The 21000-nt window shown below is 68.0% G+C and carries 22 protein-coding genes and 1 tRNA gene; 2 read left to right on the top strand and 21 right to left on the bottom strand.

What is annotated here, in order from left to right; translation table 11 throughout:
• Positions 1-74: 74 nt before the first annotated feature.
• Positions 75-2006, bottom strand: a complete 1932-nt coding sequence (locus C8J26_RS07955) for a potassium transporter Kup (protein WP_425275402.1) — start codon at positions 2004-2006, stop codon at positions 75-77.
• A 138-nt stretch (positions 2007-2144) separates the two neighbouring features.
• Positions 2145-2588: an Lrp/AsnC family transcriptional regulator gene (locus tag C8J26_RS07950; protein ID WP_107957429.1), complete on the bottom strand. Its 444-nt coding sequence runs from the start codon at positions 2586-2588 to the stop codon at positions 2145-2147.
• 126 nt (positions 2589-2714) lie between these two features.
• On the opposite strand from C8J26_RS07950, the gene ald reads away from it, so the two are divergent.
• Both ald and C8J26_RS07940 read left to right on the top strand, forming a co-directional pair.
• On the top strand, positions 2715-3821 hold the full coding sequence (gene ald, locus C8J26_RS07945; protein ID WP_107957428.1) for an alanine dehydrogenase: 1107 nt from the start codon (positions 2715-2717) through the stop codon (positions 3819-3821).
• A 50-nt stretch (positions 3822-3871) separates the two neighbouring features.
• Entirely contained in the window at positions 3872-4090 is a 219-nt protein-coding gene (locus tag C8J26_RS07940) for a DUF3072 domain-containing protein (protein WP_056417851.1), read from the top strand.
• A 51-nt stretch (positions 4091-4141) separates the two neighbouring features.
• Here the strand turns inward: C8J26_RS07940 and C8J26_RS07935 are convergent, their stop codons facing one another.
• From C8J26_RS07935 to gspD, 19 genes are all read right to left on the bottom strand, one after another.
• Entirely contained in the window at positions 4142-4783 is a 642-nt protein-coding gene (locus tag C8J26_RS07935) for a tetratricopeptide repeat protein (protein ID WP_107957427.1), read from the bottom strand.
• A complete protein-coding gene (locus C8J26_RS07930; RefSeq protein WP_107957426.1) occupies positions 4783-5178 on the bottom strand; it encodes a cytochrome c-type biogenesis protein in 396 nt (131 codons plus the stop codon). Before C8J26_RS07930 ends, C8J26_RS07935 begins: the two co-directional genes overlap by 1 nt.
• Before the next feature lie 41 nt (positions 5179-5219).
• Positions 5220-5747 carry a DsbE family thiol:disulfide interchange protein gene (locus C8J26_RS07925; RefSeq protein WP_107957614.1) on the bottom strand — a complete coding sequence of 176 codons (528 nt, stop codon included), beginning with the start codon at positions 5745-5747 and terminating at the stop codon, positions 5220-5222.
• The gene (locus C8J26_RS07920) at positions 5744-7657 is read right to left on the bottom strand and encodes a heme lyase CcmF/NrfE family subunit (protein WP_107957425.1); all 1914 of its coding nucleotides are present in this window, start codon (positions 7655-7657) and stop codon (positions 5744-5746) included. The genes C8J26_RS07925 and C8J26_RS07920 overlap by 4 nt, the downstream gene beginning before the upstream one ends.
• Positions 7654-8100: a cytochrome c maturation protein CcmE gene (gene ccmE / locus C8J26_RS07915; RefSeq protein ID WP_056417840.1), complete on the bottom strand. Its 447-nt coding sequence runs from the start codon at positions 8098-8100 to the stop codon at positions 7654-7656. The genes C8J26_RS07920 and ccmE overlap by 4 nt, the downstream gene beginning before the upstream one ends.
• Before the next feature lie 97 nt (positions 8101-8197).
• A complete protein-coding gene (gene ccmC / locus C8J26_RS07910) occupies positions 8198-8866 on the bottom strand; it encodes a heme ABC transporter permease CcmC (RefSeq protein WP_425275404.1) in 669 nt (222 codons plus the stop codon).
• A gap of 284 nt (positions 8867-9150) precedes the next feature.
• Complete coding sequence (locus C8J26_RS07905) at positions 9151-10200, bottom strand: Leu/Phe/Val dehydrogenase (RefSeq protein ID WP_107957423.1); 1050 nt, start codon at positions 10198-10200, stop codon at positions 9151-9153.
• 111 nt (positions 10201-10311) lie between these two features.
• Positions 10312-10388, bottom strand: a tRNA-His gene (locus C8J26_RS07900).
• Between the two features lie 64 nt (positions 10389-10452).
• Positions 10453-11178 carry a type II secretion system protein N gene (gene gspN / locus C8J26_RS07895; protein ID WP_107957422.1) on the bottom strand — a complete coding sequence of 242 codons (726 nt, stop codon included), beginning with the start codon at positions 11176-11178 and terminating at the stop codon, positions 10453-10455.
• The gene (gene gspM, locus C8J26_RS07890; RefSeq protein WP_055878142.1) at positions 11175-11651 is read right to left on the bottom strand and encodes a type II secretion system protein GspM; all 477 of its coding nucleotides are present in this window, start codon (positions 11649-11651) and stop codon (positions 11175-11177) included. The genes gspN and gspM overlap by 4 nt, the downstream gene beginning before the upstream one ends.
• Entirely contained in the window at positions 11648-12736 is a 1089-nt protein-coding gene (gene gspL, locus C8J26_RS07885; RefSeq protein WP_107957421.1) for a type II secretion system protein GspL, read from the bottom strand. The genes gspM and gspL overlap by 4 nt, the downstream gene beginning before the upstream one ends.
• Positions 12733-13740, bottom strand: coding sequence for a type II secretion system minor pseudopilin GspK (gene gspK, locus C8J26_RS07880; protein ID WP_279628938.1), 1008 nt, complete (start codon positions 13738-13740; stop codon positions 12733-12735). The genes gspL and gspK overlap by 4 nt, the downstream gene beginning before the upstream one ends.
• Positions 13727-14407 (bottom strand): type II secretion system minor pseudopilin GspJ, encoded by a 681-nt coding sequence (gspJ, locus tag C8J26_RS07875; protein WP_107957420.1) that lies wholly within the window; start codon positions 14405-14407, stop codon positions 13727-13729. The genes gspK and gspJ overlap by 14 nt, the downstream gene beginning before the upstream one ends.
• A complete protein-coding gene (gene gspI, locus C8J26_RS07870; protein WP_056478690.1) occupies positions 14407-14793 on the bottom strand; it encodes a type II secretion system minor pseudopilin GspI in 387 nt (128 codons plus the stop codon). The genes gspJ and gspI overlap by 1 nt, the downstream gene beginning before the upstream one ends.
• Positions 14783-15268 carry a GspH/FimT family pseudopilin gene (locus C8J26_RS07865; RefSeq protein ID WP_279628937.1) on the bottom strand — a complete coding sequence of 162 codons (486 nt, stop codon included), beginning with the start codon at positions 15266-15268 and terminating at the stop codon, positions 14783-14785. Before C8J26_RS07865 ends, gspI begins: the two co-directional genes overlap by 11 nt.
• Positions 15269-15272: 4 nt before the next feature.
• Complete coding sequence (gspG, locus tag C8J26_RS07860; protein ID WP_235527951.1) at positions 15273-15713, bottom strand: type II secretion system major pseudopilin GspG; 441 nt, start codon at positions 15711-15713, stop codon at positions 15273-15275.
• A gap of 8 nt (positions 15714-15721) precedes the next feature.
• Positions 15722-16948 carry a type II secretion system inner membrane protein GspF gene (gene gspF / locus C8J26_RS07855; RefSeq protein ID WP_056418524.1) on the bottom strand — a complete coding sequence of 409 codons (1227 nt, stop codon included), beginning with the start codon at positions 16946-16948 and terminating at the stop codon, positions 15722-15724.
• Between the two features lie 189 nt (positions 16949-17137).
• Positions 17138-18790, bottom strand: a complete 1653-nt coding sequence (locus C8J26_RS07850; protein WP_107957418.1) for a GspE/PulE family protein — start codon at positions 18788-18790, stop codon at positions 17138-17140.
• Positions 18787-20994 (bottom strand): type II secretion system secretin GspD, encoded by a 2208-nt coding sequence (gspD, locus tag C8J26_RS07845; protein ID WP_107957417.1) that lies wholly within the window; start codon positions 20992-20994, stop codon positions 18787-18789. The genes C8J26_RS07850 and gspD overlap by 4 nt, the downstream gene beginning before the upstream one ends.
• Positions 20995-21000 lie beyond the last annotated feature (6 nt).

The following is a 21000-nucleotide window of genomic DNA, read 5'->3' as shown; positions in this document are numbered from 1 at the left end:
CTTTCCACCTGGGCCCCGGCCTTCGCCGGGGAGGTGCATGTGATCGGCAGCGAGCGGTGGCGTTACAACGCTGCTCAGATCTCGATCTGGCTGCCGAGTTCGACCACGCGGTTGGTCGGCAGGCGGAAGAACTCCATCGCGCTTTCGGCGTTGCGCAGCATCCACGCGAACAGCTTTTCGCGCCAGATCATCATGCCGGGCTTGTCCGACGCGAGCAGCGTCTGGCGCGACAGGAAGAAGCTGGTGTCCATCATCTTGAAATCCGCGCCGCAATTATGGACCTGGCGCAGCGCTGCGGGCACGTCGGCATCCTCCATGAAGCCGTAGCGCAGCACGAGGCGGTGGAAGCCGTCGCCGAGCTCCTCGCGCACCGCACGGTCGTTGGCGGGCCAATAAGGCTGGCCGACGATCTTCACGGTCAGCAGGATCACGCGCTCGTGCAGCACCTTGTTGTGCTTGAGGTTGTGGAGCAGCGCGTGTGGCACGCCGTCCGCGGTCGAGGTCATGAACACCGCAGTACCGGGCACGCGCGAGGCGGAGCTGGCGGCCGAGCCGATGAACACCTTGATCGGCATCGCGGCCTCATGCATCCGGTCGATCATCAGCTGCCGCCCCTTCGACCAGGTCGTCAGGAAGGTGAAGATGATGAAGCCGACCAGCAGCGGGAACCAGCCGCCGGCGGGGACCTTGGTCAGGTTCGCCGCGAAATAGGCGCCGTCGACGGTGAAGAAGATCGCCAGCAGCGGGATCGCGGCGATCTTCGGCCAGTTCCAGAGGCGGAACAGCACGACACCGAGCAGACACGTATCGATGAACATCGCGCCGGTCACCGCGATGCCATAGGCGCTCGTCAGGTTCGACGAGGTGCGGAAGAACAGCACGAGCAGGATCACCATCACCATCAGCGCGCCGTTGACGAGCGGGATATAGATCTGCCCCTCGGTCGATGCGCTGGTATGCTCGATGCGAAGCCGCGGGATGAAGCCCAGCTGGATCGCCTGCTGCGTGACCGAGAACGCGCCGGAGATCACCGCCTGCGACGCGATCACCGCGGCCATCGTCGCGAGGATGACGAGCGGGAGCTGGAGGCTCTCGGGCGCGAGATTGTAGAACGGGCTGACGAGCGCGGCCTGGCCGTCGCGGAACAGCAACGCGCCCTGCCCCATGTAATTGAGGATCAGCGCGGGCAGAACGAAGAACAGCCAGGACAGGCCGATCGGCTTGCGTCCGAAATGGCCCATGTCCGCATACAGCGCCTCGGCACCGGTGACCGCGAGCACGACCGAGCCGAGCGCCAGGAACGCGCGCTCTGGGTCGATGAGGAAGAACTCGACCGCAAAATGCGGCGACAGCGCCCAGAGCACGCCGGGCGTCTGGACGATGCTGAGGATGCCGAGCACCGCGATGACGCTGAAATAGACCAGCATGATCGGCCCGAACACGAGGCCGATCCGCGCGGTGCCGCTCTTCTGCACCCAGAACAGCGCGATCAGGATGACGATCACGATGGGGAGGACCAGCCCGGCGAATGCAGGCGCGGCGACGGCCAGGCCCTCGACCGCGGACAGCACCGACACCGCGGGGGTGATCATGCTGTCGCCGTAGAACAACGCCGTCGCGAAGACGCCGAGCAGGATGATGCCCTTGCTCCAGCGCCGCGTCTTGGTCTTGCCCGACACGAGCGCCAGCAGCGCGAGGCTGCCGCCCTCGCCCTTGTTGTCCGCACGCATGATGATGATGACGTATTTGACCGTCACGACGATCATCATCGACCAGAACATCAGGCTGATGACGCCCATGATGTGCGCCGAATCGAGCGCGAGCTTGTGATGGCCGGCGAAGGTTTCGCGAAACGCGTAGAGCGGGCTGGTACCGATATCGCCGAAGACGATGCCGATCGCGCCGAAGGCGAGCTTCAGCATGCCGTCGGAATGATGATGCCCCGTTTCCGGATCGAGGCCTGCGGGTGGCACGGTCGACGCCGCGGCGGTCTGGTCGACGCTCACTGGACGGTGAATCGAACCGGAAGTGCAGCAATCATCATCGAATTTCCGATTTCACCCTGTGCCCCAAGCGCGCGCATTTAGCATGAGGGGTAGAGGGCGGCAACGGCGGCGCCGGCAACGTGGATTAACCCATGCTGATCATACGCGTGTGACGACTTCGCGGATGACGAAATGCGAGGCGAGCCGCGTGACGCCGGGGAGTTGCGACAGCGTCTCGCGGTGGATGCGCTCGAACGTCTCGCCGTCGCGAATCTCGACATGGAGCATGTAATCCGCCTCCCCGCTCATCAGGAAGCATTGCACGACCTGCGGGCAGTCGACGATCTCCGCCTCGAACGCCGCCATCGTTTCCTTGCGCTGGTCGCGCAGCGTCACGTTGACGAGGACGATGCTCGGGTCGCCGCGCGCCGCGCGCGACAATACGGCACGATAGCCGGTGATCGCGCCGCTCTCGCGAAGTTGCGCGACGCGGCGATGGGCGGCGCTTGCCGACAGGCCGACCGCGTCGCCGAGTTCGGCGCTGGTCAGGTCCGAATTGGCGGCGAGCAGGTCCAGGATGCGGCGTTCGATCGTGTTGCTCAAGATTTTCCCGCTCTATCGATGCTGGATGCAATAATATCGTGAATCCAATAGTGGGTTGCGACGAGTTTGCGAACCCTTCCCGTCCGATGCACGCTACATTGCGGCAACGATAATGGAGTGGAATCAATGCGCGTCGGTGTCCCCAAGGAAATCAAGAATCACGAATATCGCGTCGGCCTGACGCCGCCATCGGTCGCCGAACTGGTCGCCGCGGGGCACGAGGTCGTCGTCGAGACGCAGGCCGGCTCGGGGATCGACTTCGAGGACCAGGATTATATCGACGCGGGTGCGACCATCCTGCCGACCGCCGCCGCGGTGTTCGCGGGCGCGGACATGATCGTGAAGGTCAAGGAGCCGCAGCCGAGCGAGATCGCAATGCTCGAACCGCGCCACCTGCTCTTCACCTATCTCCACCTCGCCGCGGACAAGCCGCAGGCCGAGGGGCTGATGAAGTCGGGCGCGACCTGCATCGCCTATGAGACGGTCACCGACCATCGCCGCGGGCTGCCGTTGCTCAAGCCGATGTCCGAAGTCGCGGGCCGCATGTCGGTACAGGTCGGTGCGCATTATCTCGAAAAGGAGCAGGGCGGGCGCGGCGTGCTGCTCGGCGGCGTGCCGGGTGTCGCGCCGGCGAAGGTCGCGATCCTCGGTGGTGGCGTCTCGGGCGTGAACGCCGCGCAGATGGCGGTCGGCATGCGCGCCGACGTGACGATCTACGACATCTCGAACGATCGCCTTGCCGAGCTCGACATGTTCTTTTCCAGCCAGATCAAGACGGCGTACGCGTCGAAGGCGGCGATCGCGGCGGCGGTGAAGAATGCGCATCTGGTGATCGGCGCGGTGCTCGTCCCGGGCGCAGCGGCACCCAAGCTCGTCACGCGCGAGATGCTCAAGACGATGAAGCGCGGATCGGTGCTGGTCGACATCGCGATCGACCAGGGCGGGTGCTTCGAGACGAGCCATGCGACGACGCACGAGGATCCGGTGTTCGAGGTCGATGGCGTGATCCATTATTGCGTCGCCAACATGCCCGGCGCGGTCGCGCGGACCTCGGCGTTCGCGCTGAACAACGCGACGCTGCCGTTCGCGCTGAAGCTCGCCAATCTGGGGGCCGAGGCGGCGATGAAGGCGGACCCGCATCTCGCCAACGGGCTGAACGTCTACAAGGGCAAGATCGCCTATAAGGCGGTCGCGGATGATCTAGGTTTACCTTACGAAGCTTGGGTCGGCTGATCGGGAACGGATACGGAACAGGGGTGTTGGGCAAGGGAAAGGAATTTCCAATGTCCGACACCCCGAACCCCAAGTCCGAACCCTTCTCAAACGCCGAGAAGGATCCGGATGACTGGACCACTGGCGACGAGAAGATGACCGGTGCACAGGCAAGCTACCTCAAGACGCTGTCGGAAGAAGCGCATGAGGAATTCGACGAGTCGCTGAGCAAGGCGGACGCATCGAAGAAGATCGACGAGTTGCAGTCGAAGACCGGCCGGGGCCAGTAATCCCACCGAATTCCCTTCCCCGTCATCCTGGTCAAGCCCAGCATGACGGGGTCAGGGTTGTACCGCTCCAGCGTCCTGCATCGCCAGAAACCGGTCCAGCAGCGCGAGCCGTGTGGCGATCTCGCCGCGGTATGAAATATCAGCGGGCGTCAACGCCAATGCTCTTGCCCAATAGGGGCGAGCCTTCGCGAAATTGCCTGCCCTCACATATGCCAGCCCCAGGAAGAACGGCGGTGCCGGGTGCTTCGGCGCCAGTCGCATGGCCTGCTGGAACGCAAACAACGCCGGCGGCGATACCTGGTTCGCGTCGTGCGCGGACAGTGCGTTGGCCAGCCCCGTCCACAGGACCAGGCTCTTCGGCGCGACCCGGATCCCGCCCAGCAACACCTGCACCGCAGCCCGCCGATCGCCGATCCGCGTCATCGCATCCGCCGCGACGAGATAGGCCGCTGCCCCCGTATAACGCTCCAACATCTGATCGCGCAGATCGAGCATCGCGCTGTCGTCGGGCGTCGGCGCCAACCCGGTCGTCGCCGGATGCCCGGCAAGCGCCGGCTGGCCCTGCCAGGCATAGCCCGCCGCGCCCAGCATCAGCGCGGAGGCGACCATCGACCATAACAGGCGATCGACCTTCATCGCGGCGAGCAGCGCGCAGACCGCCACCGCGATCACGGCCAGCCAGAGATATCCCATCAGCGTGTCCTCCGCCGAAAGCTCGACCGTGCGATCCAGCCGCCGATGCCGAGTAGCAGCATCGGTGCAAGCCACAACGGCCAGGTCAGCCCGGACAGCGGCGGATCATAGGTCACGTAGTCGCCGTAGCGCGCGATCAGCCAGTCGCGGATCGACGCGGGCTTCTCCCCCCGCTCGATCCGCTCGCGGACGAGCGCGCGCATGTCCGCGGCCATGTCGGCATCGCTGTCCGCGATCGACTGCCCCTGGCAGACGAGGCAGCGTAACGTCTCCATGAGCGCGCGCGCGGACTGTTCCTTTGCGGGGTCGGCGAGCTGGACGTTCGCGTAACGGGCTGGCGGGGTGACGGGCTGCGCGGCGGCTGGCACAATGCAAAGCAAAAGTGCCGCAAGCACCTCCCCTCCTGATCGCGGGAGGGGAACTCGGTTGCACTCGTTCACCGTGCGTCCTTCACGGCCTGGGCGATCTCGGCGATGTTCTCCGGCCGGATATCGCCGATGATCTGCTTTACGACGATCCCGCGTCCGTCGACCACGAACGTCTCGGGGACGCCCGACGACCCGAGCGCGAGCTGCACCTGGCTGGCCCGGTCGCTGCCGATCCGCGCATAGGGGTCGCCGTTGCGGCGCAGGAATCCTGCGATCGCCGGTGCGGTGTCGCGGATCGCGATCGCGTCGATCGGTATGCCCATTGCCTTCAGCCGCATCAGCTGCGGCGCCTCGGCAATGCACGGGATGCACCAGCTCGCGAACACGTTGAGCAGGCGCGGCTGGCCCTGCCGGAGCGACGCGCTGGTCAGCCCCGGCTTGCCCGGGACCATCGCCGGCAGCGCGAAGTCGGGGATCGGCTTGCCGACCATCGCCGACCGGACCACCTTCTCCGCCGGCCTGAACAACCCGCTCGCCACCACCGCGAACAGCAATGCGAAAATCGCCAGGGGCGCCCAGAGTGCGAACCGCTTCATGCCCATTCACTCCGCATCGCGGCCCGTCGCTCGCGCCGCACGCGGCCAAGCAGCGAAAGCGCGCCGCCCAACGCGATCAGGACGCCGCCGAACCAGATCAAGGTCACGAACGGCTTCCACCAGAGCCTGAGCTGCCATCGCCCCTGCCCGTCCGGCTGGCCGAGCACGGTATAGAGCTGCCCGTCGAGCGCCGTCAGGATGGCAGATTCGTTCGTGCTGGTCGGGGGATTGGCGAAGAAGCGGAGCTGGGGACGCAGGATGGTCTCGCTGCCGCCGCGCGTGGCGGTCAACCGCGCCTCGAGCGCGGACCAGTTCTCGCCGATCACCGGCGAAATGCCGTCGAGCGTCACGGTGTAGGGGCCGATCCGGGCGGGCTCGCCGGCGCGCACGGCGACGAGCGTTTCCTTGGTGAAGGCGCTGTCCGACGCCATCCCGGCTAGGCTGACCGCGATGCCGAGATGCGCGACGACCATGCCGTAGGTGAACAGCGGCGTGCGCGTCAGCTTGCGCTTCCACAATGGCGCGACGCTGGCGACGGCGAGCCCGGCGGACAACGACAGACCCGCCCAGGGGAGCACGCCCGGCCAGATGAACAGAAGCGCGATCGCGGCCGCCAGCGTCGCGCCGATCGGCAGCATCACGCGGCGCAACACGGCCTTCGCGTCGTCACGCCGCCAGCGCAGCAACGGCCCGACCGCCATGACCGCAACCAGAAGCAGCGCGATCGGCCCTGCCGCCTTGTTGAAGAAGGGCGGGCCAACCGACAGCTGCACGCCGAAGCTCGCTGCGACGATCGGGTAGAGCGTGCCGATTAGGACGATCCCGAGGATCACCGACAGCAGCAGGTTGTTCGCGACCAGTCCGCCCTCGCGGCTGACCGGATCGAACGTCGTGCCAGCGCGGACGGTGCCGATCCGCGCGGCGAACAGCGCCAGCGCGCCTCCGATATAGAGCGCGAGCAAGGCGAGGATGAATGCGCCGCGCTCGGGATCGACCGCGAAGGCGTGGACGCTCGTCAGGATGCCGGAGCGAACGAGGAACGTGCCGATCATCGACATCGAGAACGCGACCACCGCGAGCATGATCGTCCAGGCGCGTAAGCCGTCGCGCGTGGCCAGCACGGTCACCGAATGGAGCAAGGCGGTCGCCGCGAGCCACGGCATCAGCGAGGCGTTCTCGACCGGGTCCCAGAACCACCAGCCGCCCCAGCCGAGCTCGTAATAGGCCCAGTAGCTGCCAGCCGTGATGCCGAGCGTGAGGAAGATCCAGGCGATCAGCACCCAGGGCCGCATCGCCTTGGCAAAGGCCGGCCCCACGTCGCGCGTGACCAGCGCGCCGACCGCGAACGAGAAGGCGACCGAGAGGCCGACATAGCCGGTGTAGAGCGTCGGCGGATGGAACGCCAAGCCCGGGTCCTGCAGCAACGGATTGAGGCCGAGGCCATCGGCCGCTGCCGGGTTCAGACGCGCGAACGGGTTCGAGGAGAAGAGAAGGAACGCGTAGAAGCCGAGCGCGATCGCCGCCTGCGCGCCGAGCGTCGAGGTGAGCGTGCGTTCGGGCAGCGAGCGCTCGAAGATCGCGACCGCTCCGCCGGCCAGTCCGAGGATCGCCACCCAGAGGAGCATCGAGCCCTCGTGGTTTCCCCATGCGCCGGCGAACTTGTAGAGCCAGGGCTTGGCCGAATGGCTGTTCTCGACGACCAGCTTCACCGACATGTCGGAGTTGAGGAAAAGCGCGATCAGCAGCGCCATCGCCAGTAGCGCGAGCAGCCCCTGGACGATCGCCACGGGCCGCACGGCTGCGGCGACGTCGTGGCGACCGCGCGCGATGCCGATCGCCGCCATCACGAGCTGCAACGCCGCCAGTGCGCTGGCGAACCACAGCGCGGCGAGGCCTGCTTCGGCGATCATTGCTTGGCGTCCGGCTCGAGCGTCTTGGTCTCGTGCATCTTGCCCGCCATTTCGGGCGGCATGTATTTCTCGTCATGCTTGGCGAGCAGGTTCGACGCGACGAAGTGACCGTTCGGCTCGAACCGGCCTTCGGCGACAACGCCCGATTTCTCGCGGAACAGGTCGGGGACGATGCCGGCGAAGACGACGGGCGTGGTGGCCTGGCCGTCGGTGACGACGAAGTGGACGGTGACACCATCCGCCGCGCGCTTCACCGAGCCGCCCTCGACCATACCGCCGAGCCGCACGGCGCGACCGAGCGGCAAACCGTCGCGACGCACGTCGGACGGCGCGTAGAAGAACGCGGCCTGGTCCTTTAGCGCGGACAGCGCGAGTAGCCCCGCGACGACGACCGCGCCGAGTGCCAGCAGCGCTAGCGTCAGGCGTTGATGCTTGGCCTTCATTTCTCGGCCTTTCGCATCGCCAGATAGCTGACCAGCGCAATGATGGTGCCGCCGCCGAGCGTCACGACATAGGCGGCAGTCACGAACGGCCAGGGGTTCATGGTCTGGCCATCCTGCGCATCCGGGCCTCGGTCTTCGCAACCGCCAGTATCGTCCGCATCCGCATCAGCACGATTCCTGCGAACACGAACGTGAAGCCGGCCAGCATGATCGGCAGCGGCCACAGGATCGAGCCGGCGATCGTCGATTGGGTGAGGCCGATGCTCGGCCCCTGATGCAGCGTGTTCCACCACACCACCGAATAGCGGATGATCGGCAGCAGCACCGACCCGGCGATCCCGTACAGCGCAGGGATCCGTCCGTCGCCGCCGCGGTCCGCATCGGCATTGGCGAGCGCCATGTAGCCGAGATAGACGAAGAACAGCAGCAGCATCGACGTCAGCCGGCCGTCCCATTGCCACCATGTTCCCCAGGTCGGGCGACCCCAGATCGAACCGGTCATCAGGCAGAGTGCCGCGAAGACCGCGCCGGGCAGCGCGATTGCGCGTGCCGCCACGCTGGCGAGCGGGTGGCGCCAGACGAGGAACATGATGCTGGAAATCGCGATCCCGCTCCACCCGCCCATGCCGAGCCAGGCGGCGGGGACGTGAATATAGAGGATGCGGACGGTTTCGCCCTGGAGATAGTCGGGCGGGGTCTGCGTGAGGCCCGCCCAGCAGCCCAGCACGACCAGCGCGACGCCGGCCCAGAAGAGCGCAGCCGTCATCGGCTTGGCGATCTTCAGGAAGCGCGCGGGATTGGCGAAGGCGTGTAGGGTGGCCACTGGGCATACCCAATATGGCAACAACACGAAGCTGTCACCTCGGACTTAAGCCTCGCGCCTTGCAGAGTAGAGGCATGGGGCCATTCCCGTCACACCCCGTCATCCTGACGAAAGTCAGGATCCAGAACCGCATAGGGCGGTGCTTCGTCACTCTGGATCCTGACTTTCGTCAGGATGACGGAGGTATTCGAAGCACCGCCATTTGGCAGGAAGAATGGTCGCCCGGGTTAGCGGCCGATCAGGCGCTTTGCGATCGAGTCCGCCACGTCCGATGCCGGCTCGCCCGAACGGTCGCTCTCGTTCCAGACCTCGATCAGACGATCCGGGATACGCGCGATCCGCGCCTTCACCTCGGCCTCGTCGCCATGGCCGAGATATTCGAGGCCGACGTTGATGATCCCGCCCGCGTTGATAACATAGTCCGGCGCATACAGGATACCGCGCGCGTGCAGACGCGCGCCGTCCTCGCGAACGCTCAGCTGGTTGTTCGCGCCGCCGGCGACGACCTTCGCCTTCAACGCGGCGATCGACATCTCGGTCAGGATCGCGCCCAGTGCGTTCGGGCTGAAGATGTCCGCGTCGGTCGTCAGGATCGCCTCTGCGGCGACCGCGGTCGCGCCGAGTTCATCCGCGAGCTTCTGCGCGCGCGCCTCGTCGACATCGGCCAGAGTCAGCACTGCGCCGTCCTTGGCGAGCAACCGCGCGAGACCGCCGCCGACCGAGCCGACGCCCTGGATCGCGACGCGCACGCCCTTCATGTCGGTCGCGCCGAGGCCACGCTGTGCGGCCGCCTTCACGCCGAGATAGATGCCGAGCGCGGTGTACGGCCCGGGATCGCCGCCGGCAGCGCCGCTCGCGACCGGCAGGCCGGAGACGTAGCGCGTCTGCGTGGCAATAACCTTCATCCGCTCTTCGGACATGCCGACGTCTTCCGCCGTCACATAGCGCCCGCCGAGCGAATCGACCGCGCGGCCGAACGCCTCGAGCTGCGCGGTGGTGATGACGTCGCCGGGCTTGGCCGCGAGGACCACGCCCTTGCCGCCGCCCAGTTCGAGCCCGGCCATCGCGTTCTTGAAGCTCATGCCGCGCGACAGGCGCAGCGCGTCGGTTACCGCGCGACCGTTATCGGCGTAATGCCAGAAACGCGTGCCGCCCGCGGCAGGCCCGAGCTTGGTCGAGTGCAGCGCGATTACCGCGCGCAGACCCGATTCAGGATCGGTGAAGGCATGAACGCCCTCGTGGTCGTCGAAATCGGGAAGGTCCCAAACCGCTGTCATCGCCGGCTCCTGAGGAGAATAAAATTACCGGGGAGCGAAATATTATTTTCTGGGGCGTTTTACCAGCCCAAAGCGCCCGCGATGGGGGCTTCCTTGAAAATACTGAAAAAATGGGGCGACCGACGGGACTTGAACCCGCAACATCCGGCATCACAAGCCGACGCTCTAACCAATTGAACTACGACCGCCGCGTAGGCGTCGCCCCTAGCGGGGGTCGGCGTCATCCGTCAACCGCCGACTTGCACAAATCTGTCAAAAACGTCCTTCGATCGCGAGCCGGTACCCGTTTGGCCCTGCCACGAACCCGGCTTGTTCGAGCTTCTGCACCGCGAGCGGATCGGACGGACGCAGCGACAATTCGGCGCGGTAGGTGCCCGCACCCTCGATCCGCAGCGCGATGCTTTCCGTCCCGGCCTGGCTCGCCAGCGGCAGCAGCAGCGCGGTGCCGTCGCAGCGCGCGGTGCCGCTGACCGATTGCGGCAACGCGATCCCGCCGACGTCGCCCGCCAGCGTCGCGCGGACCCGGCCCTCGGCCGCGTCGCACTGGCCGTCGCGGAACCGGACCGACACGTCGTCGAGATCGAGCGCGGCGACGGGCACCGGTGCGAACAGCCGTCCGGTGGCGACCGTCGCGGTCATGTGGTCGACACCGAAGCCGTGCCGGCTGACGCTCGCCGATCCGCGCAGCGGCTTTGCCGTTACCGAGTCCGGCCCCGAAAAGACGATGGTCGCGCGGCCGACGAGCAGCGGCAGCGGCGAAAGCCGCGCGTGGAGATCGCCCAGCGCGAGATCGCCGAACCGCGTTTCGGTGAGCGTGGCGCCCCAGATCGTGCCCGAGACGCGCCGCGCGACCAGTCCTTCGTCGCCGATGCCGGTCCAGCCGAGCACCGCGCGCATCGGCAGGAAGACGATCAGCGCGACCAGCAGCATCATTCCGAACAGTGCGGCGGGGCCAGTGCGCAAACGAATCCGCCTCATGCTGCGCGCGCCTTCAGCGTGAGCGCGACGCCGACGGTCTTGTCGCCCTTGTCGGTCATCGCCACCGAATCGACGAGGATGCCGAGGCGTTCGAGCCGTGCCAGCCACGCGACGAGCGCGCCGGGACGCGCCGACTGGATACCGATACGCACCCGGTCCGCCCCGTCCTGATCGAGCGTGGCGAGCGCGAAACCGGCCTGATCGGCCTCCGCCCGCACCGCGTCGGCCAGCGTGCCGGTCAACGGCGTCGCGCGGTTCCGCTGGATATCGCGCAACGTCGCGACCTGCGCGCGAGTCTCGCCGAGCCGCGTGACGGCATTGGCATGACGTTCGCGCGCGCTCGACAGGCCGTCGCCGACCGGACGGATGATCAGCGCCCACAGCAATGTCAGCACCGCGAGCGCCGCCATGACGAGCAGCAACCGCCGCTCCCGCAGCGAGCGGCCCTCGAACCAGTTACGAAGTCCGGTCATCGTCCACCTCCCGGCCCTGGGCTGATCGTCAGTTCACCCGTCACGCGGCCCGCGACCGACTGGAACACGCCCGCGCGGACATCGAAGCCCGCGGCCTCGAGCGCCCGCTTGAGATCGGTCGCCAGCGCCTCGCGTTCGACCGCGACCGACAGCCGCAGATCGCCGTTCGCCTGGAAATCGAGCGCGGTCACTTCGGTGCCGGGCGTCGCGCGGACCGCGGCAAACACCGCAGCGGTCGTGGTGGTGAAGCCGAGCCCCGGCCCGCGGACGCGCGAGAGACGCTCGTCGAGCTGGCGGGCGGCATCGACCACCGTCTCGCCGCGCGGCAGGCCCGTCACCGCGACCGTGTCCGCCTCGGCCTCCAGCGCGTCGGCACCGAAGCTGAACTTGGCGATGCGGACGAGCGAGATTGCGAGCGTCACCGCGAGAATCGTCAGCGACAGCAGCGCGAGTCGCCGGATCAGCGCCCAGTCGATCGCGAACCGGCGACGACGCGCGAATGGCCCCTGCCGCAGGTCGAGCGGCGGCGACGCGGCGGCCGCGACGATCGCGGCCTCCAGCGTGTCGCGGTCGATCGTCGCTGGCGCGGTACCGCCCGTCACCAGATCGGTCAGCCGGGCTTCGTCGGCGAACCCGCTGGAGGTGCCGCGTACCACCCCGCTGCCGGCGAGCTCGGCGCGCGCGTACCCCTCTTCGGGTCGTGGGAGGAGCATCGGGGCGGGGATGAGCGCGATCGGATCGACACCTGCGTCGGCGAGCATGCGCAGCCAGTCGCGCATCGTGGCCACGCCGACGACACCGATCGGCCGGTCGCTCGCGCCCTCGTCGCCGACCGCGACATGGAGTTCGGCGAGCGGCGATGCACTCGCCTCGCTGGCGAGGATGCGGGCGGCCGCGATCGCCTGCGCCACCGATCGCGACGGCAGCTCCGCCCAGTGCAGCGTCACCGCATCGGCGGGCGCCACCGCGATCGTCGCGTCGTCGGTCTCCGGGATGCCCTCCCCCTCCCCGGCCACGCGCGCGTCGACGACGCGCATCCAGCGATATCCGGTCTCGCCGGTGGGAAGGAATAACAGCGTGGTCATGATGGCTCGCCCCATTGCCGCGATACGAGCTGCGCGGGAAGTCGGTTCGCGTCGATCAGCGCGCGTTCCTGCATCTGCGTGCTGCCCAGGGTCACGTCGATATCGAGCGTGAACCATGTCGACTTCACCGTGGCGACGGCACCGGGGGCTAGGTTGGCCGCCCCCTGCAATGCCGCGGCCTTCGTAATCGCCCCGACGTCCGCATAGCCCTGCGGCGGGCGACGAAGCAGTATCTGCTGCGCGCTGCCGACCTGGAGCGTGTCGGGATACAGCATCGCGAACAGCGGCGCCTGTTCGGGAAGCAAGGTGTTCACGTTGATCGGCGACGGCTCGGCGATCGGCAAGGTGCAGATCCAGGGCCTGAGCGTCGTGTAGATCGCAGGCGTCATGCCCGCGACCGGGCGCAGTTCGCTCGGATCGCTCATCAGCGTGCCCGCGGTGCGATAGGGCGTCTCGCGCCCCAGATACGCGCCGTCCTCCGCGCCCATCGCCTGCTGGTCCTGATCGCTGTCGATCCAGTCCGCGGTGCCCGACGCGATCTGTTCGGCGACCTGGACGGGGACGTCGAGCAACCGCATCAGCCGGACGAACTGCGGCCGGATCTCGGGATTGGTGATGTAGGTGCCGGGTGCGCCCTGCGCCTGCATGACGAGCCCGTTGAGATTGAAGCAGTTGCCGCCGTCGCGCACGCGCGCGGTCGCGAAGCCGCCGGGCACGGGCAGGCCGAACGGCGTGTTGCTCCAGTTGCCGGCGAGCGTGACTCGCTTGGGGCTCTGCCCGAGCAGGTTGGATACGCGGGTGAGCGCCATCGTCTCGGCGGCAAACGCATAGGCGCGCGCCTGTTCGCCGGTCGCGGCGTTCCCCGCGAGCCGGGTCGACAGCCGCAGCTTCTCGAGCGCGGCGCCCGCCATCACCGCGATGATCGCGACGAGCATGAGCACGGTGAGCAGCGCGGCACCGCGTTCCTGCCCGCGCGAGATGTCGCCGCAATCAGGTGCGCGCACCGGGCGTCTCCTGCGAGGGGGCGCCGGCAGGCGGTGTCACGGCCGGGCCGGTGTCCTCGGTTCGCGCCGGGACATAGCCGGTGCCGACGAGGAACATCTGGCGGAACTGCGTGCCGTCGTCGCGGACGATGCGGAGCTCCATCGCGTCGGGCAAGGGCGTGCCGCTCGCGCCATCCCAGCGATCGCTCCAGGCGCCCGCGATACGGTAGCGCAGCGCGACCTGGCGGACCCGCGTCAGGAGCGCGGCGGGCGGGAGGCCCTGCGCGCCGTCGACCATCGGGTAGGCGATCCGCTGGAGACTGCCGGCGTCGACGCGGTAGGCGATCTTCTGCAGGCTGGGCCGCGCGGCGCCGTCGATGTTGCTCCAGCCCGCGCGGACGAGGCGGAGCATCGGCGTCACGCCCGATCCGCTCTCCCCGACGAACGCGGGGACGCGCGTTCCGGCCTCGTCGCGGGTGGCGCGGTTCGCGGCCTGGGCGAGATCGGCGGACAGGATCGACATCGTCCGGGTGAGCGCGCCGATATCGTCAAGCTTGGCGCCGGTGCTGCTCTGCGCCCGGACGCTAAACGACAGGATCGCGACGCCCGCCGCGGCGATCATGCCGAAGATCATCAGCGAGACCATGACCTCGATCAGCGTGAAGCCGGCTTCATTGCGCGGTCGCATCACGTCGCGGTCCGGGGAGCGGGGCGGACCATCGTCAGGCGGCCGAGCTGCGTGCCCGACCGATCCGCGACCGACACGTCGATCCGCAGCACGCGCGATCCGCCGAGCGCGCTCACCTGCCGGGTCCAGGTCCAGGGCTGGCCGCCGTTCGTCTCGACGCCGGTTACTCGCCCCGCGGTCGGAGGCTGCGCGTCGGTCACCGCGTCGATCGCGACGTTTCGCGCAACCATCTGCGCAACCAGCGTCTCGTCGAGGATCGAGGCGCCGCGGATCGTCGTGCTTTCGAGACGGACAAGCGCCATCGCGGCCAGGCTGAACACCGCCAGCGCGACCATGATCTCGATGAGGGTGAAGCCCCCCTCGCCCGGATGGCCGTCAGCCGGCATCGGCGCGCACGCTGCCGTCGGCGTCGATATGCACGGTCGCCGCGACGCCGCCGCGATCGAGGCGGATCTCGGCGGGGCGATCGACGAGCCCGGTCGGATCGAACGTGACGCGCATCCGGCCGCTACTGTCGCCGATGCTGGCGCGCGTACCCTCGTTCCAGCGTTCGACGCGCATCGGTTTCTCGGCGATCGGGGTCCAGCCACCGGATAGCCGCCGATCGAAGCCGTAGCCGCCGCCGCTGACCCAGACGCTGACCGGGCGCGCCTCGACGATCGCGGAATCATGCGCGGCGCGGGTGCGCAACGCGAACCGCGTCGCCTCGTCGAGGACGCGGCCGCGCGGGTCCGGCATGACGAGTACGGCGACCGCGGAGGCGAGGCCGATGATCGTGACGACGACCATCAGCTCGACCAGCGTGAAGCCACTTTCGCGGCGACGCGAAAGTGTCCCCGCGCAGGCGGGGACCCAGTCCAAGGACTTACTGCCAGCTGCCGATATCGGCATCGATCCCCTCGCCGCCTTCCTTGCCGTCTGCCCCGAAGGTCCAGACGTCGGCCTCGCCATGCGTGCCGGGCGACGCATAGAGATACGGGCGACCCCAGGGGTCGTTCGGCAGCTTCTTCAGATACCCGCCACGCTGATAGCGCGAGGGATCGGTGAGGCCTGCGGGCGCGGTGACGAGTGCGTTCAGCCCCTGCGACGTGTTGGGGAAGGTCATGTTCTGGAGCTTGTAGAGTTCCAGCCCGCCCTCGATCTGCGCGATGTCGGCCTTGGCCTTCTGGATTCGCGCGGTGTCGCCCGAGGGCAGCACGTTGAGCGCGACGATCGTGGCGAGCAGGCCAATGATGACGATCACCACCATCAGCTCGACGAGCGTGAAACCGGCTTCGCGCCGGCGTTTTTTGACTTCTTGACGCATACGAAACCTCATTGGCCTGCCAGCGTGTTGAGCTGGAGGATCGGGAGCAGGATGGATAGCACGATCGTCGCGACGATGCCGCCCATCACGACGATGATCAGCGGTTCGAGCAGCGACAGTGCGGTGGCGGTGAAGCGGTCGAATTCGCGTTCGAGATAGTCGGCGGCGCGTTCGAGCATCTCGTCGAGGCGACCCGCCGCTTCGCCCGATGCTGCGAGATAGGTCAGCAGCGGCGGGAAGACGCCCGCGCGGCGCATCGCGGCGGACAGGCTGCCGCCGCCGCGGATCGCCTCGACGATCTGGTCCGAGGCAAGCCGCAGCCGGCGATTGTGGATCGTGCTCGCGGTGAGGTTCAGCCCGTCGAGCAGCGGCAGGCGGCTGGCGACCATCGTGCCCAGCGTGCGTGCCATGCGCGCGGCGTGAAGATCGCGCAGCAGTCGCCCGAGCAACGGGATGCGGAGCAGCCAGCCGTCGAAGGCGAGCCGGATCGTGGGGTCCTTGAGCGCCTGCCACCCGCCCAGCGCGGCGAGACCGACGACCAGCAGCATCACCCACCAATAGCCGACCAGAAACGCCGAGAACGCCATCACCATCCGCGTCAGCAGCGGGAGCTGCTGGCCCACCGTGTCGAACTGCTCGACCACCTGCGGCACGACGAACATCATCAGCGCGGTGACGACGCCCAGCGCGACCAGCGCGAGGATCGCGGGATAGGCGAGCGCGGTGATCAGCTTGCCGCGGATCTCGGCCTGGCGTTCGAGCAACGCTGCGAGCCGATCGAGGATCGTCGGGAGCGAGCCCGAGCTCTCGCCCGCGGACACCATCGCGCGGTAGAGCGGCGGGAAGCTTTTCGGCTCGCGCGCCATCGCGTCGGCGAGGCGCCGGCCCTCGACGACGCCCGCATGGACGTGCTGGACGATCGCGCGGACGCTGTCCTGCTCGGTCTGGCGCGTGATCGTGCGGAGCGATTCCTCGAGCGGCGAGACGCGGTTGAGCGTGGCGAGCTGGCGCGTGAACAGCGTGAGATTCTTGCCCGACATCTTCGGCGTGCCAAGCTGGAGGCCGAACAGCGGGCGGCCCTTGGTTGCCTGTGGCGGGGCGCCGGGGGTGATCTTGACGACGTACAGCTTGCGAGCGTCGAGCGTCGCGCGCGCGACGTCGATGTCGGCCGCGGCGACGTGGCCGCGGCGTTCGGCGCCCTTCGTATCGATCGCGAGATAATCGAAGTCCGCCATCATCCTCCCCGGCACGGGGAGGGGGACCGCCGCATAGCGGTGGTGGAGGGGGTTGGCCGCGCGCGTTCCGGTTGTGGCGATCGTGCATGCGGCGTGGTGGCGGTATGCGGCTGGCAGTGCGGGCGTGGCGCCCCCCCTCCACCAGCTGCGCTGGTCCCCCTCCCCGTGCCGGGGAGGATTTGCCGGGCGCTATGCACCGGCTGTTTCCTCGACGACCTCGGTCGTGTCACGGCGCGAGACGCGGACGGCTTCTTCGGCGGTGGTCTGGCCGGCTAGGACGAGATCGCGCGCGGATTGCGCGAGGTTCGGGGACTTGGCGAAGGCGTGCGCCACGATCTCGGATTCGTGGCCGTCGGTGTTGATCAGCCGGCGGATCGTGTCGTCGATGCGGACCGCTTCGAACACGCCGATGCGGCCCTTATAGCCGGTCTGGTTGCAGTCCTCGCAGCCTTGCGCGACGTAGACGACCGCGTCCGGGGCGATGCCGAGCATCGGCGCGACCGTGTCCGACGCAGGCACCGCCTTGCGACAGGTCGGGCACAGCCGCCGGACAAGACGCTGCGCGATCACCGCACGCAGCGTGGACGCGAGCAGGAAGCTCTCGACCTTCATGTCGCGCATGCGGGTGATCGCGCCGATCGCGTCGTTGGTGTGGACGGTCGACAGCACGAGATGGCCGGTGAGCGACGCCTGCACAGCGATCTCGGCAGTCTCTCGGTCGCGGATTTCGCCGACCATGACGACGTCGGGATCCTGGCGCAGGATCGCGCGCAGGCCCGCCGCGAAGGTCAGCCCGACCTTCGGGTTCACCTGCGTCTGGCCGACGCCGTCGACGGCGTACTCGACCGGATCCTCGACGGTCAGGATGTTGCGGCTGCCGTCATTGAGCAGGCGCAGCGCGGCGTAGAGCGACGTGGTCTTGCCCGAGCCGGTCGGGCCGGTGACGAGGATGATGCCGTTGGGTTCGCTCAGCGCTTCGTTGAGCAGCGCGAACAGCGCGGGCGGGAGGCCGAGCGCTTCGAGGTCGATGCCGGCATTCTCCTTGTCGAGGATACGCAGCACCACGCGTTCGCCAGCGCGGCTCGGCAGCGTCGAGACGCGGACGTCGAGCAGCTTGCCGCCCAGCGTCAGCCCCATGCGGCCGTCCTGCGGTACGCGCCGCTCGGCGATGTCGAGCCGCGCCATGACCTTGATGCGGCTGACGACGACGGGCGCGACGTTGGGCGGCATTCGCAGCGTCTCGCGCAGCACGCCGTCGATCCGCATGCGGACGACCAGGCCGCTTTCGTACGGCTCGATATGGATGTCGGACACGCCGTTGCGCGCGGCGTCGGCGATGATGCCGTTGATCAGCCGGATCGCGGGCGCGTCGTCGGCGGTGTCGAGCAGATCCTCCGCGGTCGGCATGTCGCCCGCGAGCAGGTCGAGTTCGTCGCCCATGCCGACCGCGGCGAGCGCGTTGGCCTGGCCGTCCATGGCATAGACGTTGGACAACAGGCGATCGAAAGCGACCTGTTCGACGAAGCCGACGTCGAACGGGCGGCCGAGATAGCGGCGGAGTTCGAGCAGGACCTTGGGGTCCGCGCCGGCGCGCATGGCTATTGTCAGGTGCGAATCGGTGTCGGTGTGGTCGACGACGACGCCGAACTTGCGCGCGAAGGCGTAGGGGATGGTGATCTGGGGAAGGTCAATGCACCCCTCCCGCTCGCGGGAGGGGTTGGGGGAGGGAATGACATATCCCTCGATGGCGCCGTCCGTGAGTAAGGCAGCCCCTCCCCCGACCCCTCCCGCAGGCGGGAGGGGAGCAGAGGACGCGATCTCATGGCCTTCGCGGATGATCATCGCTTGGGCCGCACGACCATCGTCGAGGTGCGCACCGGCACGGCGACGCGGGGGTCCTCGATGCTGCCGGGGATCGGCGCCGACGGGATCGGCGGCGCCGCGCCCATGTAATCGCGGACGAGCTGGTCAATCGACGGCTCGGCACCCGGATCCTGCAAGCCCTGTTGCAGCCGGACATAGCCGTAGCGCTGCTCGGTCAGCTTGCGGCTGTCCTCCGCGGTGCGCAGGATCGTCGGGCGGATGAAGATCATCAAATTGGTCTTCGAGCGCTGCTTGGCCTTCGACGTGAACAGATGGCCGAGCACGGGGATGTCGCCGAGCAGCGGGATCTTCTCGATCGTGCGGCGCTCATTGTCGTCGAGCAGGCCGCTGATCACCGCGATCTGGCCGTCGTCGACGGTGCGGACGGTCTCGACCTCGCGTTTGTTGAGGATCAGGTCGCTGTTGTCGCTTGAGACAGGCCCCGCGATCGAGCTGACTTCGAGGCGGAGGTTGAGCTTCACCGTGCCGCTCGAGTTCACCTGCGGCCGCACGGTCAGCTCGATGCCGACATTCTGGCGCTGCGTGGTGCGGAACGCGTTGTCGAAATTGGTGCTGAGCGCCTGCCCCGTGGTGATCGGGATCTCCTGCCCGACCAGGCTGTGCGCCTCCTGGTTGTCGAGCGTGACGAGGTGCGGGACCTGGAGCAGGTTCGACTGCGTGTCGCTCTTCACCGCGTTGATGATCGCGCCGAAAAAGGTGCTGCCGATCTTGCCGCCGAACCCGCCGAACCCGCCGGTCGCGGCCAGGATCGAACTGATCGCCGACTGTTGCAGCGTATCGGCCGCGCCGCTGGTGGTCTCGGTCGTCGTCGTGCTGCCGTCGGTGTTGTTCGTCGTCGTTTTCGACGTGCTGAGCTGGGTCGCGCCAATCGCGCCGGCGATCTGCAGGATGTTGGGCGCGGAATTCGAGAAGGTCGATGCGCCGAACGCGCCGCCGCTCGGATCGCCGACGATGAACTGCGCGCCGAGCGTGCGCGCCGTCGTGTCCGACACTTCGGCGACGATCGCCTCGACCAGCACCTGTTCGCGGCGCATGTCGAGCTGGCGGACGACCTCGTTGAGCTGGCGCTGAATCTCGGCGGGCGCGGCGATGACGATCGCGTTCGCCCCTGCAAAACGCGTGACGACCGCGGCGGTCTTGCCCCCGGCCGCGGTGATCGCTGGCTGCCCCGAGCCACCCGACCCGCCCGAGCTCGGGATCGACTGGTTGACCTGTGGCTGCGAGATGTTCGACTGGCCGCCGGATGCCCCGTTGGTGCTGCTCGATCCGAAATTCGAGCGCGACAAGGCGGTCTGGACGGGCTGTGTCGGGGTCTGGCCCACGAGTTCCTGGAGGACCGGCAGCAACTGCTCGGCGTCAGCATTCTCGAGGAAGACGACCTTGATCTCGGTGCCGTTGCGCGCCTTCTGGTCGAGGTCGGCGGCGACCTGCGCGAGGCGGGCGACGGTGGTCGGATCGCCGCGCAGAGCGACCGCGTTCGAGCCCTCGACCGCGACAACCGAGGCGCTCGGTCCGGTCGCGGCCGCACCGCCCTGCCCGCCGCCGGTGCCCGTGCCGATCAGCCCCTGGAGCGCGGTCGCGATTTCCTTCGCGCTGGCGTTCTTGAGCGCGACGACGCGGGTCGACGAGGTGTCGGCGTCGATCCGGCGCAGGACCTCGCGAATCCGGCGGATATTGTCGGCGAAGTCGACGATGACGAGGCTGTTGCCGCCGCGGTTCGCGCTGACCGAGCCTTGCGCGCTGACGAGCGGGCGGACGGTTTCGACCGCCGACTGCGCATCGATCGCGCGGAGGCGGACGATCTCGGTGACATAGCTGTTGCGCGCGGCGCCCGCGACGCCGATCCGGCTCGGCTGCGACGCGGCGTTGTCGAGCGGCTGGACGCGGAAGGCACCGCCCGAGGTCGGCACCGCGATCAGGCCGTTGGCGCGCAACGTCGAGAGGAAGACCTCGAAATATTCGGAGCGCGACAGCGGGCGATCGGTGACCACGGTCACCTTGCCGGCGACGCGGTTGTCGATGATGAAGGTGCGGCCGGTGACCTTCGCAGCATCGGCGATGAACGCGCGGATATCGGCGTCACGGACGTTGAGCGTGGTCTGCGCATGGACGCCAACCGCCAACGCGAGCGCGACGACCGGACCGAGAAGAAGCTTTTTCATTGGGCC

Source organism: Sphingomonas aurantiaca, from assembly GCF_003050705.1.
Lineage (GTDB): Bacteria > Pseudomonadota > Alphaproteobacteria > Sphingomonadales > Sphingomonadaceae > Sphingomonas > Sphingomonas aurantiaca.
Note: the sequence above shows the minus strand (reverse complement) of the source record. Positions and strands in the feature narration are given on the sequence as shown.